Source organism: Actinomycetota bacterium (assembly GCA_030019255.1).
Classification (GTDB): domain Bacteria; phylum Actinomycetota; class Geothermincolia; order Geothermincolales; family RBG-13-55-18; genus Solincola_A.
On the sequence record JASEFK010000008.1, the window covers coordinates 108701 to 126369 of the forward strand.

General features: G+C 62.9%; 11 protein-coding genes. 6 read left to right on the forward strand and 5 right to left on the reverse strand.

Annotation, left to right across the window (positions count from 1 at the left end):
- Positions 1–104: 104 nt before the first annotated feature.
- Entirely contained in the window at positions 105–875 is a 771-nt protein-coding gene (locus QME84_08715; GenBank protein MDI6874345.1) for a hypothetical protein, read from the reverse strand.
- Positions 876–1400: 525 nt separating this feature from the next.
- On the opposite strand from QME84_08715, the gene QME84_08720 reads away from it, so the two are divergent.
- A complete protein-coding gene (locus tag QME84_08720; GenBank protein ID MDI6874346.1) occupies positions 1401–3224 on the forward strand; it encodes an NAD(P)/FAD-dependent oxidoreductase in 1824 nt (607 codons plus the stop codon).
- Between the two features lie 96 nt (positions 3225–3320).
- Here QME84_08720 and QME84_08725 read toward each other — a convergent pair whose 3' ends face one another.
- The 3 genes from QME84_08725 to QME84_08735 all read right to left on the reverse strand — a co-directional run bounded on the left by QME84_08725 (position 3321) and on the right by QME84_08735 (position 7698).
- Entirely contained in the window at positions 3321–3683 is a 363-nt protein-coding gene (locus QME84_08725; protein ID MDI6874347.1) for a response regulator, read from the reverse strand.
- Between the two features lie 128 nt (positions 3684–3811).
- Entirely contained in the window at positions 3812–5575 is a 1764-nt protein-coding gene (locus tag QME84_08730) for an MEDS domain-containing protein (GenBank protein ID MDI6874348.1), read from the reverse strand.
- Between the two features lie 74 nt (positions 5576–5649).
- On the reverse strand, positions 5650–7698 hold the full coding sequence (locus QME84_08735) for an ATP-binding protein (protein ID MDI6874349.1): 2049 nt from the start codon (positions 7696–7698) through the stop codon (positions 5650–5652).
- Positions 7699–8187: 489 nt separating this feature from the next.
- Here QME84_08735 and QME84_08740 point away from each other — a divergent pair, with 489 nt between their 5' ends.
- The 5 genes from QME84_08740 to QME84_08760 all read left to right on the forward strand — a co-directional run bounded on the left by QME84_08740 (position 8188) and on the right by QME84_08760 (position 14187).
- Positions 8188–9750, forward strand: coding sequence for a PAS domain S-box protein (locus QME84_08740; GenBank protein MDI6874350.1), 1563 nt, complete (start codon positions 8188–8190; stop codon positions 9748–9750).
- Positions 9751–9772: 22 nt separating this feature from the next.
- A complete protein-coding gene (locus QME84_08745) occupies positions 9773–10942 on the forward strand; it encodes a uroporphyrinogen decarboxylase family protein (protein MDI6874351.1) in 1170 nt (389 codons plus the stop codon).
- Between the two features lie 139 nt (positions 10943–11081).
- Positions 11082–11615, forward strand: coding sequence for a YkgJ family cysteine cluster protein (locus QME84_08750; protein ID MDI6874352.1), 534 nt, complete (start codon positions 11082–11084; stop codon positions 11613–11615).
- Positions 11616–11725: 110 nt separating this feature from the next.
- A complete protein-coding gene (locus QME84_08755) occupies positions 11726–12112 on the forward strand; it encodes a DUF134 domain-containing protein (protein ID MDI6874353.1) in 387 nt (128 codons plus the stop codon).
- 257 nt (positions 12113–12369) lie between these two features.
- Positions 12370–14187, forward strand: coding sequence for an AMP-binding protein (locus tag QME84_08760; GenBank protein MDI6874354.1), 1818 nt, complete (start codon positions 12370–12372; stop codon positions 14185–14187).
- Positions 14188–14364: 177 nt separating this feature from the next.
- Here QME84_08760 and QME84_08765 read toward each other — a convergent pair whose 3' ends face one another.
- Complete coding sequence (locus QME84_08765; GenBank protein MDI6874355.1) at positions 14365–17553, reverse strand: GAF domain-containing protein; 3189 nt, start codon at positions 17551–17553, stop codon at positions 14365–14367.
- Between the last annotated feature and the right edge of the window lie 116 nt (positions 17554–17669).

Genomic DNA, 17669 nt, shown 5'->3' on the forward strand with positions numbered 1-17669 from the left:
TTATCGTGCGACGGGGAGGACATTTCCGCGGGTGGCTCATGCGTAGGGCCCGGGATGCGGGAGTTCGGCGTTAAAGGTCCCCTTCTCCGGTGCCGGGACACCCCCTACCTTATGACCGGTGAGGGCTCCTCTCCCAGGGGGTTCATGCGCAGGGCCAGGGAGTAGAGGTAGGGGTAGTTCTTCTTGAGGTGCTCCAGGTAGACCAGCCACTCCCGGATGAGCAACCGGTAGGCGCGGGCGATGTCCGCGCACAAGTGCTCGGTATCCATCTCCGGCAGGTTCTCGAGTATCTCGCGGTACTTGAGCTCCTCGGTGAGGTGGAACACCGACCAAAGCAGGTCGGTGAAGGTCTCATGCTCCAGGAGGGCGGGGTTCTCCAGGAGGGTCAGCAGGAACTCGCGCCGGGAGAGAAGGAAGAGGCGCATCCCGTCGAGCAGGTCGTCCCTCGCGGTGATCTCGCATTCGTGCTTCAGCACCGCCGATTCCGCCCGCCGGAAGTCCTCCTCCTCCCACTCCGGATCCGCCGCGAGGCACTCCCGGATCTCCTGGCAACGGGTGTCGAACTCGGCAAAGTAGCCCAGGAGCTGCATGCCCATCTCGCTGAAGAAGGCCCCGATGACCATGTTCAGCTTCTCCATGCGGCTCCGCTTTTCCCGCACCTCAAGGAGGCGGTGCACGATGATGGTCACCAGGAGGACCTCGATGGGCATGAAGGCCAAGTCCCCCAGCATGTAGATGAAGATGTGGTGCACGTCCCGGAATATCAAGTAGTGCAGGAAATAGAGCACGGCGGAAAAGAAAAGCAGTCCCGCACCCAAGTAGAAGTACCATCCCCGGTACCAGCGGTTCTCCCGGCCCTCCTCCAGCTTCCTCACCCCTCCCGCCCAGGACCTTGCCGCCTTGATCGCAAGCCGCTTACGCCCTTCCCCGCGAAGGCTCACCTGGAGTTGTGATTTATTTTACCCCATCGCCGGGGACTAACCCCGCTTAAAACCCCTCTTGATGGCTCGCAATAAGTCTCTCGTGCCCCTTTCCCCCGATCCGCATTTCGAAGCAAAAGGCACCCTGGCAGGAAAAAGGATAAAATCCCCCTACCCTTAAGTGGACTGGTACGCGAAAAGGAGACGAACCGGTCTCTACCCCATCGGTATTCACTTCACCGCTCTCAAAAATAAGGAGAGTTCCCGCAATCATCCGGAAAAAGCGTGATTACCAGCGGGCCGGCGCGGTTCGGGCAGTGCCTCTTCCTTCTTTTTGTTATCATGTTATCGGTCGGCAGAGGGAAACTAGGGGGCCCCGAGGGGGCTGTGAAATAGACATCTCTGGTGCGACTTCGCTTCGCGGTTCCCGGTTTCTTCACGCCGAAGGGGCGCCGTTCTCAAGTTTCAGGGAGGAGGAAGATGGCTGAGGAAAAGGCCCTTTCCTCGGAGCTGGAGGCCGCTTCCCTCACCTCCGTGGATACGCGGGAAGAAGCGACCGGCCCAGCCGCGGCGGAACCTGCCCCCGAACCGGAGCCGGGACCGGAACCCGCGGACGCGGAGGGCGGGGAGGAAGAGGAATACGACATCATCGTGGTGGGGGCCGGGTTCGGGGGCCCGGTGGCAGCTTACAAGTGCGCCAGGGCCGGGCTGCGGGTCCTCATGCTGGAAAGGTCGGCCCGGGTGGGGGAGAAGGTCATCTCCGGACTGACCATTCCCTTCTACGGGTTCCTCTTCGGCCCCGCATTCATACGCGACGGCAATCCCCCCATCGAGAGACCGGTGGACGGGATAATCAACTACATCATCAAGGACATCAACGCCGGGGACATCGAGGTGGACGACTCCCTGCGCATCCCCCGTCCCCTTTCCCCGGTCATCTCCTTCGGGTACAACGCCTACTGTCGCCCCTTCTGCCAGTGGGAGGCGGAGAAGGCGGTGGAGGCGGGCGCTGAGCTGCGTACCTCCACCACCGTGACGGACCTCCTCATGGAGGACGGCAAGGTGGTGGGGGTGGTCACCGAATCCGGAGAGAGGATAAGGGCCCGCCTGGTCATCGACGCCGAGGGCTCCCAGGGGCTCCTGGCGGTGAAGGCCGGGGTGCGGGAGAAGTACCCGCCTGAGGTCATCTCCCTGGCCGACGTTTACGATTACCGCATGGACAAGGAGGACGTGGACCGCGTCATGGGCTACACCCTGCGCTTCTGCTGGGGGTGGGACGAGCAGCGCATCGCGCCTCCCCTGGGGCACGGCAACGGGCTCATGGTCTGGCCCTACCGGGAGAGCGTGCACTTCTGCCAGGACCAGTGCCTGCGCCTGGATGAAGGTGAGGTTCCCAACCTACGCCGCCTCTTCCAGGAATACCATGACAACATCACCGCCAAGCTTCCCTGGTGGAGGGAGGAGGTGGCCCCCCGGGCCGAGCTGAGGGCGCGCATGTGGGAGGGATTCGAGATATTCGTGGGCCTGGACCGCAAGCTGCGGGAGATGCCCAGCGTGGCCGACGGGATCATCCTGGTAGGGGACGCCGCCGGGCTGGAGGGCACGGAGCTCTGCGACGGGGTCCCCGCCGCCTGGTTCTCCGCGGACATCGCCGCCGACGTGGCCATTGAGGCCCTGCGCGCGGGCGACGTTTCCAGGGACTTCCTGCGCCGCTACGAGGAGCGCGTAAGGGACCATCCCATCATCCAGTGGTCCATCACCGCCACCAACCGCTATAACCTGCGCTTCGCCCAGGAACACCACGACCTGGAGGAGCTGAAGCGGTACGTGCATAACGGATGGGGACTGGGGGGCTTCACCCACATGAGCACTCCCCTCGTGAAGATGATCCTCCGTGCCCTGCAGGAGGACCCCACCCTGCCCGCCTCCTGGATCCGGATGTTCTTCCGATATTACTACAACTGGCTGCACGAGCGTTACGATTACAGTGAGGGTAAGCCGGCTCCCAACCGCGCGGGCATGCGGGAACCCGTGGCCGCCCAGTTTCTCTTCAAGTCCGCGCTGAAGGGGCTTGATTTCCTCCTCCGAGCCGGAGGACCCATCATCCGCGCCGCCGCCCGCCTCCTGGAACCGCTCTCCGGGCTGGCCAACCCGGCCATGAAGGCCCTGCTGCCCCTGGTGGAAGCCCTGGTGAGGGGGATGGTCAGGCTGGAACCGCTGATGGAACCCGTCACGAAAAGGATTACCGACTTCGTCTCCCGCGCCGATCCCTCCACCTTCGACCATCCAGGGAGAAAGTGTTGAGAAGAGCTTGTTCCTTCGGTGGAGTGATCGGATCAGGCGGCTATGATCTTCGGGCACTCGCCGCAACCCCTCCTTTCCTCGGAGGAGGAAGGCGGCTCAGGAAAGCACCCTCTTCACCACCTCCACGACCTTGGAGGGCTGGAAGGGCTTGGTGATGAAGTCCTTGACCCCCGCCTCGAGGGCCTCGAGCATGAGCTGTTTCTCCCCCAGGGCGCTGCAGATGATGATGCGCGCCTGGGGGTCCAGGGCCAGGATGTTGCGCACCGCGGTCATGCCGTCCATCTCCGGCATGTTGATGTCCATGATCACCAGGTCCGGCTTCCACCGGTTGTAGGCCCAGATGGCTTCCGTCCCCGTCTCCGCCTCCACCACCGCGGTGTACCCGTTCTCGGTGAGGATGTTGCGCAGCATCATGCGCGTAAAGAGGGCGTCGTCAGCTATGAGTATGGTCTTGGCCACCTTGTCTCGCCTCCGCCTTTCGAGCCTGCCGTCCGCCGGAATACCGGCCAACCGGCGTTTCGCCATCATGTATCGGTAAAGGCGGCGCGGACATTAAGCGGCCGCCGTATCGTTCGCGCGCACCGGGTTCATGCGTCCGGGAGCGGGTCCACGGCTTCAGGTTCGTCGGGACCCGCGTAGGGACGCAGGGTGAACTCGAAGCAAGCCCCGCCGTCGTTATAGGCCCTTATCTCCCCTCCGTACTTCTCCACCAGCCTCTTCACCGTGGCCAGGCCCACCCCCGTCCCGCCCTCCTCACCCCTCCAGAAGGGACGGAAGAGGGTCTCCGGTTCCACGGTCCCGAATCCCGGCCCGTTGTCCCGCACCAGGTAACGAACGACCCCGGCTTCCTCCCCCAGCTTGCGGACCTCCACCAGGCCCCGGCCCTCGGGGGCGAAGCGCAGGGCGTTGTCCAGGAGGTTGGCGAACAGCTGGTAGAGGTGGACGCGGCCGGCGCGCATGCTTCCTAGGTCCTCGTCCACCATCGCCCGCACCCCCTTCTCCCGCAGGATATCGCCGCGTTCCTCAAGTATGCGTCTCACCAACGAGGATATGTCCACCAAGTCCGCCCTCCGGGAGAACTCTCGCTCCCGGGCCGCCTTCAGGGTCTCCTCTATGAGGTCCACGGCCTGCTGGGAAGAGGAGATGATCATCTCCACCAGCTCATGCAGCACGGGGTCCCCGCTTTCTTTTTCCAGTATTTTCCTTATGGTCTGCGCGGCGGAGAGGATCCTCCCCACCGGTCCCCTGAGGTCGTGGGAGACGGCATGGGCATAGGCCTCCAGCTCCTGGTTGACCCGGCGCATGACCTCCTCCGCCCTCACCTTCTCGGTGATGTCCACCCCCAAGCCGTAGAAGTAATCCAGCTCCCCGTCCTCCCGGAAGACCGGCTTTCCGTGCCACTCGACGATTACCTCCCTGCCGTCACGGGCCTTCACGCGGTTGACGTTCACCGTGGGCTTCCCCGACTTCACCAGGATCTCGAAGACTCCGACCAGCCCCGGCCGGTCCTCAGGGGGGACGAAGGTGGTCATGTAATCCTTGCCCGTCACCTCCTCCCGGCTGTAACCCAGTTCCCGGAGCATCATCTCGTTCATGTTGACGGTCCTCCCGCGGGGATCGATGGCCACGAAGAAGACGGGGAGGGAATCGATGAGCTCGGAGCTGAAGCGGCGCTCCCACAGCAGGTCCTCCCGCATCTTGCGGTGGGAGGCCAGGTTTCTGATCCAGTGTTCCAGTCGGGATTCCTCCAGGTCCGCTCCCAGGTATTCCTCCGGGGGGATGTAATAAAAGTTCTCGTAGAGGCGGTCTCCCACCACCACCAGGGGATGGGTGGCGATGACCTCCAGGAGCACGCTGGCGGGGAAGACCCGGCGGTCGTACTGGCAGAGGGCCAGGCACTTGCTGCCCGGGAAGAAACGGTTCAACTTGGCCTCGTATTCTATCAGCCGCTCCGAGCCGGGTGCTCCCTTTAGGGCCCAGCTCATCTCCCCCGTCACCCGGAGGGCCGGGTAACCTTCCTCGAGGGCCCGTTCCGTCTCCCTGCGCAGGAGCTCGAGCATGCGGTCGGGGTTGAAGTACCCCTCCAGCGTGTAAGCCTCCTCGGAGGTGAGCATGGAGAGCTGCCCTCGCTCCAAGAAAGGGGATGTGTCCACCCCCTCCGCGCGCAGGTAGGCCAGGATGGTGGAAGCGCCATGGGCGTCCGCGATGTACAGCACCTTCTGACCCCCTTCCAGTCCCCGCCGCAGGAAGGGGACGAGCAGGGCACGGTGCTCCTCCTCGCTGCGGTAGAGGCAGCACAGGTGGTCGCCCGGCTCCAGCTCCTCCAACTTACGCAATGCCGAATGATCCACGGCTCCCTTCCACCACCCGAGTCTTATCGGGCTTCCGCGGACAATTGACCTTCCCACCGTTTACACAGGACGATTCATAGCCGGAATACGGACTGTCCTTTCGACTCAATCCGGTCCTCGCTCGCCCTTCCTCCCCATATCGGCAAGGTGAAGCGGAAGGCGGTCCCTCCGCCGGGCCGTGGCTCGTTCCATATGCGGCCGCCGTGTCTTTCCACTATCTCCCGGGCTATGTACAGCCCCATCCCCATGCCAGGGAGGGAGTGATGGAGGGCGTCCTCCACCTGGTAGAAACGCTCGAAGACCCTCTCCCTGTCTTCTTCGCCTATGCCCACTCCCCGGTCCAGCACGGAGACCTGCAGCTGGTTATCCTTTTCCGACAACTCAACCTCCACTTCGGAACCGGGCGGGGAGTAGAGCGCGGCGTTCTCCAGGAGGATGCACAGAAGTTGGCGTATCCTTTCCCTGTCCGCCTGAAGCCACCATTCCCCGGCGGACGAGGACACCCGGAAGCGATGAGTGAATCCTCTTCCGCGCATCTCCTCCACCGCTTCTTTCACCAGGGACACCGGTTCCACCTTCTCCTTCTCAAGGCGGAACCGCCCTCTCTCCAGGCGCGAGACGTCCAGGAGCATCTTCGCCACGCGCACCAACCGGTCCGCCCCCTCCTCCAGGGCCGTAAATAGCCGAGAACGGCTTTCCCGGTCCAGTTCTTCCCACCGTTCGCGCAGGGTGGCGGCATAACCCTTGAGGATGGTCAGCGGATGGCGCAGCTCGTGGGAGGCCACGTCGATGAAGTCCTTGAGTTCCTCCTCGCGCTGCAGCCGCTCCTGTTCCAGGGAGAGGGCCCGGGCGAGAGTCCCGGCCGCCTCCACCTCCTCCCGTGACCATCCCCGGGCCTCCCCGTGGTAGGCTCCCAGGCAGCCCACCACCCTTCTCCTGACTTTAACGGGCAGGAGGAGGCAGGAACGAAAGCTTTGGCGGGAGACGAAGGGGTCGCGCTCCCCGCCGCGTACCCGGGAAAGGTCCTCCACGGCCAGCGGCTCACGTCTCTCCTTCTCCAGGAAGACCGCGCACAGCAGGTCCCCCTCCGCACCCTCCGGGAGGATGACAAATCCCTCCTCCCCGGGAAGGGTGGAGAGGACGGTCACCCGGCCCCGCACCTTGAGGTGATAGGCGGCATGGTCGCAGGCCAGGATCTCCCGCGTCCCCTCGAGGATCCTCACCATGTTCTCCATGGCCTCCGCGCCCAGCCCCAGGATTATGCGGTCGGCCCTCTCCTGGTACTCGCGCATTTTCCTGTGCTCCGTCAGGTCCAGGGCGGTGAAGACGGTACCCGCGGACGGGTTTCCGGGATCCAGAAAGGTGGAGCTCAAAAGAATGTTGAGCACGCGACCGTCCTTGCGCATCCAGCGGGTCTCAAGTGAGCCGATGCCCCTTTCCTCGATTTCCCGGTATTTCACCTCCCCCACGCGCCGGTATTCCTCCTCCGCGGGATAGAGCACCCGGACACTCCTTCCCACCAGCTCCTCCTCCCGGTAGCCGAGCATCTCGCAGAGCCTGGGGTTCACGCGGAGGATTATCCTATCGGGATAGGAGACTACGCCGATTCCCACCGGCGCGGCCCGGTAGATGCCGGCCATCTCCCTTTCCAGGGCCCGCAGGGACTCAGCCGCCCGCTTGCGCTCGGTGATGTCCAGGGCCATCTCGAAGCGCACCCGCCTTCCGTCCGGCCAGTGGATGAGGCGATCCACGAGGAGGAAGTCGCGGTCCAGGATCGGGTTGTGGTACTCCCAGTAGTAAGGGGTCTCAGGTTCCTCGAGGAGGATGGGGTTGGTGCAGAAGTCGCAGGGGGCGTCCTTTCCCTGAAATTCCCGGTAACACAGCCCTCCCGTGGGATCCTTTCCAAAACGCTTTTTCAGGGCCTGGTTGACGTAGAGTATCTCGTAGCTGCGGGGGTCGGAGACGTAGACTATCTCGCCGATGCTGTCGAGGATGGCCAGGAGCTGCTCGTGCTCGCGGCGCGCCTCCTCCTCCGCCCGCCTCGCCTGCGAGGCTACCGCCTCCAGCTCGACCAGCCTCCTGCGCAGCGCGGCAAGCTCCTCCTCCATCTCCCCGGAACCCATCCCCTTGAACCCCCGATAATCACCGCTTCAAGCGCCCGACGCTGCGGGGCCGTCCAGGATCCGCGTCTACCCGCCCTCCCTCTCGCGTCCGCGAATGTGACCTCGACCGCGATCCCGGTAAATACCGGCCTATTTTTATATTATTGCCTTCATAGTGGTTAATGATATTATCGCCCTCCGGAAAGTTTTTCCTGAACGTGCCTAAGAGTTATCGGCTCCTCGTGAGGGCTGGAAGAAAGCGGCGCACTTTTTCATTCCTTTCCTATTTCCGGAAACCCGTTCCGCCGCCCTCTGGTACTCCCGCTTTGCCGCCGCGACCGGTAACCAACAGCTCGATAGTGAAAAACATGTCCGTCTTGCCGGAAGAAACCCGGGGCCTCATACCTGTTCCCCCCGTGGGCTGCACTTCGTCACCGGGCTAAGGTAAAATTTAAGCAGCGGAGCTGGTTCGGCGAGGCGCTTCCGGCGGATAAAGACAGGGGGAGCGGCTTGAGGGAGGAGTCGAGCGGGAACCCGGAAACCGGGATCACCGAGGACCAAAATCGCGGGCAGCGGGCGGCTTTTGGTTCGCTACACCACCATACGGACCGGGAAACCATTGAGATCAAGCACAACCCGGCTTTCTTCCACCGCCTGGTGGAGCATATCCTGGACATGATTTCCGTCCTGGACTCCGAAGGTCGGGCCCTTTACAACAGCCCTTCCCTTACCCGTCATCTGGGATGGCTTCCGGAGGAACTCGAGGGACGGTGCGCCTTCGACCTGGTGCACCCGGATGACCTCCCCCGGGTCCTGGAGGCCTTCCGCAAGGGACTCGGCGCTCCCGGGGTGACGGAGATCGTGGAATACCGGTTCCGCCACAAGGATGGGAGCTGGCGTTTCCTCGAATCCGTGGCCGTGAACCTCCTGCACGACCCCGCCGTGCGGGGCATGGTCATCAGTTCCCACGACATCTCCGACCGTAAGCGCATGGAGGAGGAGCTGCGGGAGTCCGAGGAGATGCACCGCAGCCTGGTGCGCGCCTCCCCCGACGCGGTGACCGTCTCCGACCTGGAAGGAAACATCACCTATGTCTCTCCCCAGACCCTGCGCCTCCACGGCTTCGACCGGGAGGAGGAGCTGCTGGGCATGAACGCCATCCGCCTCGCCGCCCACGAGGATCGCGAGAAGGCGCTGGCCGTGTACCGCATGGCCCTCAGCGAGGGCATGGTACGTAACGCCGAGCTCACGGCGTTGAAAAAGGACGGGTCGCGCTTCCCGGTCGAGTTGAGCGTGGCCGTCATCCGCGATAAAAAGGGAGAGCCGCGGGGCCTGGTGGCTTACACCCGGGACATCAGCGAGAGGAAGAAGATGGAAATGGAACTCCGCAACCGCAACGAAGAACTGGAGGCCTTCGCCCACACCATCTCCCACGACCTCCTCACCCCGGTGGCCATCGTGGAGGGCTATGCCAAGGCGGCCCTGGAGGCCGACGCCGAGGGACGCGCGGACGCGGAGCGGGAGTGCCTGGAGGCCATCGCCCGAGGGGCCCGGCGCATGAGCGAGCTCATCAGCTCCCTCCTGCAATACGCCCAGGCCGGCCACGCGGAACTGGAGGAGCTGGCCGTCGACGCCGAGGAGGTCCTCCTGGAGGTGCTCATGGACCTGGAGGAGGAGATACAGCGCAAGGGGGCATCGGTGAAGATACAGGACCGACTTCCGGTGGTCAGGGCGGAAGCGGTGAAGTTAAGGCAGGTCTTCTTCAACCTGGTCGGTAACGCCCTCAAGCACATGGGAGAGGTGGATGAACCGCAGGTGGAGATCGGGGCGCGGGAGGAAGGAGGCCTGGCCGTATTCCGGGTGAGCGACAACGGGGTGGGCATTCCCACTGCCCTGCAGGAGCAGATATTCGAACCCTTCAAGCACTTCTCCATGAACGGTACCCCGGGACTGGGCATCGGGCTTTCCACCGTCAAGCGGGCGGTGCGGTCCTGGGGTGGTAAGATCTGGGTGGAATCTTCCCCGGGTGAGGGAGCTACCTTCCTCTTCACCGTACCCCTGGCCGGAAACTGAGGCAAGCAAAGGAGGTAACGTCTTGAACTCCAAGCATCAGCGGGTCCTGGACGCCCTGGAGAGGAGGGAGCCAGACCGCGTCCCGGTCATGGACCTCATGCTCGAGTACACCACCTGCAACGCCATCCTGGGAAAAAGACCCAGCCCCCTGGGAAAGTGGCTTGCAGACCCGCGGCTCTCCGGTATCCTGGACAAGGCGTTTTCACGCCTGAATACCGGACCCGTGGTGGCCTTGGAGCTGGAACGCTTCCTCTTTCTAGGGGCGGAGGCCGCCGAGAGGATGGGCTACGACGCGGCCTGGCTCACCTACTTCCCCGTCCTCCGCTACCGCGACTCGAAGACCATGGTGGACCTCTTCGGGCGGCTGAGCGACGTGGTGGTGGAGGAGAGCGGAAACCTCACCAACCCCGTGTACCGCGAGGGCCTCATCAAAAGTCCGGAAGACTGGAAAGCCTGGGACAAGCGGCCCCTGCTGCGCCTCCCGGAGAAGGTGAACCGCGCCTTCTCCAAGGTGGCCAAGAGGTACGCCCACTCCTACTTCATCTTCGGGTTCTGCACCTACGGCCTCTTCGAGAACACCTGGCAGCCCATGGGTTTCGAGCGATTCGTGGTGGCCGCGCGCAAGGAACGCGATTTCTTAAGGCGCATGATCGGCTTCCTGGCCGACCTCTACTGCCTCATGGTGGAGGCCATGGCCGACGCCGGCCTCCCGGGGCTGATCTACACCGACGACCTGGCTTACCGCACCGGCCCCATGCTCAACCCCCGCCTGATCGAGGAACTTTTTGGGGACCACTACCGCCGCATCGTAGAGACCGCGCACCGTGCAGGCATGAAGGTGATCATGCATTCCTGCGGGAACACCACATCCCTCCTGCCCTGGATCGCCGACTGCGGGTTCGACGGCGTGCATCCCCTGGAGCCCACCGCCGGGGTGAGCCTCGCCGAGGCCAAGGCCGCGGTGGGCGACCGCGTCTGCCTGGTGGGCAACCTGGACGTCACCCACATCCTGGTGGACGCCTCCCGGGAGGAGGTCTTCGGGGCCGTGCGCACGGCCATCCGGGAAGCGGGGCCCGGAGGGGGATTCATCCTGGCCCCCGACCATTCCCACCCCAGGGTCTCCGTGGAGCGGTTGCGCTGGATGGTGGAAGCGGCGGAAAAATACGGGCGCTATCCCCTGCAACTCGATTGATCCCCGGCCGGTACGTCCTCGGCGGTTATCCACTCGGCACGCCGCCCAGGTAAACGCTGGACCGTGGAAGGTGACCGTTGGGGAGGGCGAGTATTATCCTTTTGGGCGGAAGGACACGTAGGCTGAAGGATCCGCTTCCTTGACCGCCGAAAGCGGAGAAAGGCAACGGGAAATGGAAACCGATCTCAGGAAGATACGCCGGATGGCCAGGGCCCACGAGGCGGAGGTGGACGAGTTCATCGAGAAGCTGAAAGGTGAGCGGGTCTCCAAGCGCCGCCTGGACGCCGCCCTGAAGGCACTTTTCAGGGAGATCATGCCCCGTTTCGACTGTACCAAGTGCGCCGTCTGCTGCAAGGAGGCCTACGTGGTGCTGGAAACCTCGGACATCGCCCGCCTGGCCGAGGCCCTGGGCATGAAGAGGTCCGAGTTCCGGGCGTCCTACGTGGGGAGGAACGAGGATCGGGACACCTGCCTCAACCGACGCCCCTGTCCCTTCCTCAAGCGCAACCTCTGCACCCTGTACGAGTGGCGCCCGGACAGCTGCCGCGAATACCCCTTCTCCCTGGCCGTGGACAGCACTGAGAAGCTGGACAACCTGGGAGCCAATTACCTGGTCTGCCCGGTGGTCTTTCACGCCCTGGAGAGGCTACGCGCCGAGTGGCCTCCCCCATGAGCCACGGTACGGTCGCGTCGCTGCCTTATCCGGATGCTTGCCTCATTCGATTTTCAGCATATAAAATTGGATGGTGTTTCCGGGTGAGAGGCGTTATGAGGAGGTAGAATTTGCCAAGACCGATCAAGCCCAAGTTGGTAAAAGAAACCCCGCGGGTGGATCTCTACAAACCCAGGGGAATTCCTGCCCACCGACTGGAAGAAACCGTCTTACGCATCGAGGAGCTGGAGGCCCTGCGCCTGGTGGACCTGGAAGGACTCTACCAGGAGGATGCCGCCCGTTCCATGGGCATCTCTCGCCAGACCCTGCAGCGCATGGTGACCGAGGCCCGCTCCAAGCTCATCGAGGCCATCTACTCCGGGAAGGCCCTGCGCATCGAGGGAGGAACCTACATCCTACAGGAGGGGGCCGGCAGGTACCGCTGCGGCCGGTGCGGCCAGCCGGTGAGCGGCTACGGCAGGCGCCGACGGGGTTGGCGCTGCCCCACCTGCGACTAACGGGGCCAGGTCTTGAATTTTGAATAACCACGGGTTGTTTTCCTCACCGCCCTGATTTCCGGGCCGGGAGGAGGGCAAGGCCATCATCAACGGAACCGGGCCTTTTGAAACCAAACCTGAAAATTCCCTTCAAAGTCCCTTTCGGCCACCGGACGAGTGCTTCTTGGCCCGTAACCGTTATAATAATTGGCGTAATGCTATATTCAACGCAGGCTGTCCGGTCAGAGCGCGGCTTATCCATTGGGGGAGGGAGTGCCATGACCGACTTCCAGGGTTTTTACGACGACATCCTGTCCACCTTCGCCTCTTACCCGGCGGTCATCTACGGAAACGAGGTCATCACCTACCGGGAGCTGGACGAGCGCACCAACCGGCTGGCCCACGCCCTACTGGACCTGGGGGTGAAACGCGACGAGAATGTGGGTATAGCGGAGTACAACACCCCCGCCTTCCTGGAGACGGTGGCTGCCGCCTGGAAGATAACCGCCCGCGCCGTGACCCTCAATTTCAAGTTCAAGGAGTGGGAGCTGAAGCACGTCATCGAGGACGCGGGGATGAGCACGGTGGTCTTCAACGAGGACATCGCCGACCGCATGGTGAACCTCAGGCCGGAGCTGCCCGGGGTGAAGAACTACATCATCATCGGGGAGCGGCGCGTGGAGGGAATGTACAATTACCATGAACTGGTAAGAAGCAAGCCGGCCACCCGGCCTCACCCTCCCTGGGAGGGGTTCCGCGAACAGGACATAGTAGTCCTCATGTACACAGGTGGTACCACCGGTTACCCGAAAGGAGTCATCTACACCCAAGACCAGGCGCTGAGCGCTCCCCTGGAGGCCATGATACGCAACTTCGCCGGTGGGTTGGCAGATCTTGCCAAAGCACCCCGCCAGGTGTTCGAGGGAATCGAAAAAACCCTGCGCATCCCGGGAACCGCCCGCGCCCTGCCCTGGATCCTCTCCCGCCCGGTTACCCGAAAAGCCCTTACCGCCGCCGGCAAGAAGGCGGGTCCCTTCATCCGCCGCTCGCCCGACCCGGTAATCCGCGCCCTCCTGCGCCTGACGGCCCGGCTCACCGGCGGTAAGGTCCGCCTTCTCCTGGCCAGCCCCATGATGCACGCCTGGGCCTATAACCACGCCCTCATCGGGATGATCGGTGGTTTCACCAGCATCATGCTCCCCTCCAAGAACTTCGACGTGGAGGAGATGATACAAGCCATCGAGAAACACCGGGCCAACGTGCTGGTGGCGGTGGGCGACGGCCAGTGCCGGCCCTTCGCCGACGCCCTGGACCGGGCGGCAGAAGAGGGACGCCGTTACGACCTGGGCTCCCTCCTGGTAGTACTTTCCAGCGGCATGGCCCTCTCCGTGGACGTAAAGCGGCGCCTCCTGGACCACCTGCCCCAGCTCATCATCCTGGACGTGCTGGCCTCCACCGAGGGACACTACATCTCCGTCACCCCTTACACCGCCGCCGACTGCGAGCTGGAGAAGACCGTCTTCCGGGTGACGGACATGGTCAAGGTGATCACCGAGGATGGCAGGGAGGCACGGCCGGGGGAGATCGGCGAGGTGGCCGTGGCCCGGGAGCATCAGGGCTCCTCCGGTTACTACCGGGACGCGGAGAAGACGGCGCGCACCTGGCGCCAGGTGGGCGGGAAGACCTACATCTTCACCGGCGACATGGCCACGGTGGACGACAAGGGGCGTATCCACCTCATCGGGCGCGGCTCGGGTTGCATCAACACCGGTGGGGAGAAGGTCTTCCCCGAGGAGGTGGAGGAGGTCATCAACCGCCACCCGGCGGTGGAGCTCTCCGGGGTCACCTCGGTGCCCCACCCCCGCTGGGGAGAGGCGGTCACCGCGGTCATCCAGCTGAAGCCGGGTGCCACGGCCACCGACCAGGACATCATCTCGTGGTGCAAGCAACACCTGGCCGACTACAAGGCCCCCAAGTACGTGCTCTTCGTAGAGGAGCTACCCCGCCTGATCACCGGCAAGGTCCACTACCGGGAGATAAGAAAATTGGTGCACGAAAAGTACGAGAGGGGCGAAATCCACGGGGCCAGAGCTTGAATTTCGGTACCCCCGGGGGATATGCGGGGATGGATGCGAGGACAGGTGGTAAATCGAGGAGAAGAAGGTACCGGACATAAACAGGTACTGACCCCGGATATGTCCGGGTACGGGAGCTGACCCCTCGGTCTTGCTGTCATAGAATGGTCATGTACGCGTTTTTTGCCCCGATGTCTTTCATCCGGCGGGCACGGCGATGGAGAAGATGGAGCCTCCCCCTTCACGCGGCTTGTACCATATCCTTCCATCATGGGCGTTGACGATCGCCCGGGCTATATACAGGCCCAAGCCCATGCCGGGGATGGAATGATATCTTACCTCACCCACGTGGTAGAAACGCTCGAATATCCTGGCTTCATCCCCGGAAGGGATTCCCGGGCCACGGTCCAGCACCGAAAAGACAATCTCATCCCCCACCCTCCCGGCCTCCAGGATCACTTCCTCCCCGGGCGGCGAAAATTTGGCTGCGTTGTCAAGTAAAGCCGACAGGGCAAAGGTCAGTTTCTCGGGATCTGCGAAAGCCTTCTCCGTTTCCTCCTTCAGGAGGATGCGGAACTTCCTATCCTCGTGCTTCTCCCGGGCTTCCTCCACCGCCGCCTGCACGAGGGAATGTACCGGGACCTTCCTGGGGGAAATGCCGAGAGTGCCCCGCTCGACGCGGACAAGGTCTATCAACTCCGCGAGTATGAGAGTAAGACGGTCCGCCGCCCGATCTATACGCCGAAACATTTCTCTCTTCTCTTCTTCGCTCAAGCGGTCGGAAAATTGCAAAAGGGTAATGGAATACCCCTTCATGATGATTATGGGATGGCGCAACTCGTGGGAGGTAATGTCCATCAGGTCGCGCAGGCTTTCCTCCCTCCGCCACCTCTCCTCCTCGACGGCAAGGGCTCGGGCCAGCATGCCGGCGTAATCCACCTCCTCATCCCGGAACTCCCTTTCCTCCCGGTCGAAAAGACACAGGCATCCCACGAACTCCGCGCCCAGAAGCACCGGGTGGCAGAGCATGGACCTCCATCCATATTCCGCTACCTCGGGTAGGATCCCCAGCAGGCGGGATAGCCTTGCTCCCTCACCTGCGAGCGGCCCTCTCCACCACAGGACCACCTCCTCGAGGTCCTCCCGGCTCAATGTCTCAATCGTGGGGATATATCCCTCGACCACGCTCTCGTGGAAGGCGAGCCGATAAACGTCGCCGCTGCGCCGCCAGTACTGCGCCAGCGCGCAGCCGAGCACCTCCCGGCTCAAGGCGGATATCCTCTCCATGTTATGCAACGGGTTGGACCCCAGGTTCAGCAGGCAGTAGTTGATCTGTCTTATCCGCTCCTCCGCCGCCCGGCGCCTCCCCTCCTGCACCATGGCCTCCAGGGCGAAGGAGACGTCGGCGGCGAGGCGCTCCATGATCTCCCTTTCCTCGGGACCGAAATAACCCGGGAGATGGGCATAGACGTTGATCACCCCCACCACTTTCCCTTCGCGGCGCAGCGGGAAAGCCCCCGAGGAACGGAAGCCGGCCCGAAGGAGCTTGTCCCGCCACGGTTCCATCCGGGGGTCGTTCTCCACGTCGTCGCAAATCACCGGATGCCCCTCCACCACTGCCCTTCCCGTGGGACCGAGACCCAGGGGGGAATCATCGGCACGAACGGATATCTCCCGCGCATAACCGGTCCGGTCTCCCGCCACGGCCACGGGCTCCACGACAAGGCTGGAAGGATCGAGCCAGCCTACCCAGGCCATCCGGAAAAGCCCCCTCTCCACCAAAATGCGACATATCTCCTGGAGCAGGAGTTGCTTTTCCTTGAGGTGAACGATGGCCCGGTTGACCTCCGAGAGGACGGCATATAAAAGCCCCAGCCTCCTGGCCCTTTCCCGTGACCGGTGGCGCTCCGTGACGTCCTCCACGGCGGCCAGCACCCCCATTACGTTTTCCTCCTCGTCACGGAGAGGGAGTCCGCTGAAGGAAAGCGCCCTGGTCGTTCCGTTTTCCAACTCCACCAGGTACTCCACGTCGCGAAACTCCATCCCCGCATCCAGGATGCGCCGGAAGGGGTGCTCTTCCGCAGGAAGGGGATGCCCATCGAGGGTGGTCACCTTCGCGAAGAGATCTTCATAGCTCCGCCCGATTATCGCTTCCTCCTCCGACCCCAAGATGCTAAGGGCTGCTCGATTGACGAAGCCGACCTCCCCCCGGGAGTCGGTTGTGATAATGCCCACAGGAACAGTGGTGACGATATCGGACAGGCGTTTCTCGTTCTCCCGCAATCTAGCCTCGGCGCGATCGCGTTCCTCCACCCGCGCCTGCAAGGACTCGGCCATGCGATCGAAGGACTTCGCCAGGTGCCCCATCTCTCCCAAGGCGCCGGACAGCCCGCTCCTGGCCCTTAGGTTCCCCCTTTCCAGTTCCTGCACGGCCTTCTGCAGATTACTTATAGGCCTGATGATGAAAACCCCGCTCAGCGCATAGGCGAGAAGGATAACCAAGGCCGCGAAAACCGCCAGGATGGCGAGCTCCCAGGCAAGGGTCCGGTTGGCCGGACCGTATATTTCTTCCTCCGGAAACCCCAGGCAGACGTAAACCCTTCCCGTCTCCACTTCCGGCATAATAGGCCGGTGCACGTACAACCGGCGTACCCCATCCAGCCCTACTTCATTCATGGAGCCGCCGCCCGCCTCCTCGAGCATCGCTTTCACCACCGGTGCTTCCGGAACCGTGGTCCCCACGTAGCCCTCCCCCTCCGGGTAACGGGCCAGCACGGTACCCATTCCATCCACCACCGTGAGGACCGAGCCTTCGGGGAGAAAAAAGGAATCCGCCATTTTTTCAAGCCAGCTGAGATCCCAGGCAGCTACCAGGAGAAAAACGACCTCTTCCTTTTCGTTCAGGACCGGCAAGGCGAAGGGCAACAAGGGTTTGCCGGTGATGCGCCCCACGACATAATCCCCGATGGAAAATTCCTTGGTCTGCACCGCCCGCTGGAAGAAGGACCGGTCGGACAGGTTCAGCGGGCCTTGGTAGGGAACGGCGCTGGCCACCACGTTTCCATCGGCATCAACGGCGATGACGTTGACCAGCTCGGGAGAGCGGGCAAGAAGCTCCCCGAAGAGTGCAGAAGATTCTTTCCAATTCCTTCCTCTTACCTCGGGAACGTAGGACAAAAGCGACAGCAGCCTTCGAATGTCGTCCACCCGCTGCACATATTCGGCGGCCACGTTTTCCGTCAGGCGGAAAGCCTCCAGACGGGCGGTATCGACGACATCCCTCCTCCGCTCTATAGAGTGCAGAAACAGAAGCACGAAAGCGGGGAGAAAGGCCACAGCGACGACCAGCAGGATTCGAAACCGGAGCCCTGCAAACAGCCTGCGCATGGTTGCGTCTTTCTCATCAAATAAAAATTATCCAAATGGTACATATAAATTCGTCTGCGTCGCGCTCCAGCTTTAGATTGTCGCATTTCAGGTTACCTATTACCGCTTTCCTTCAT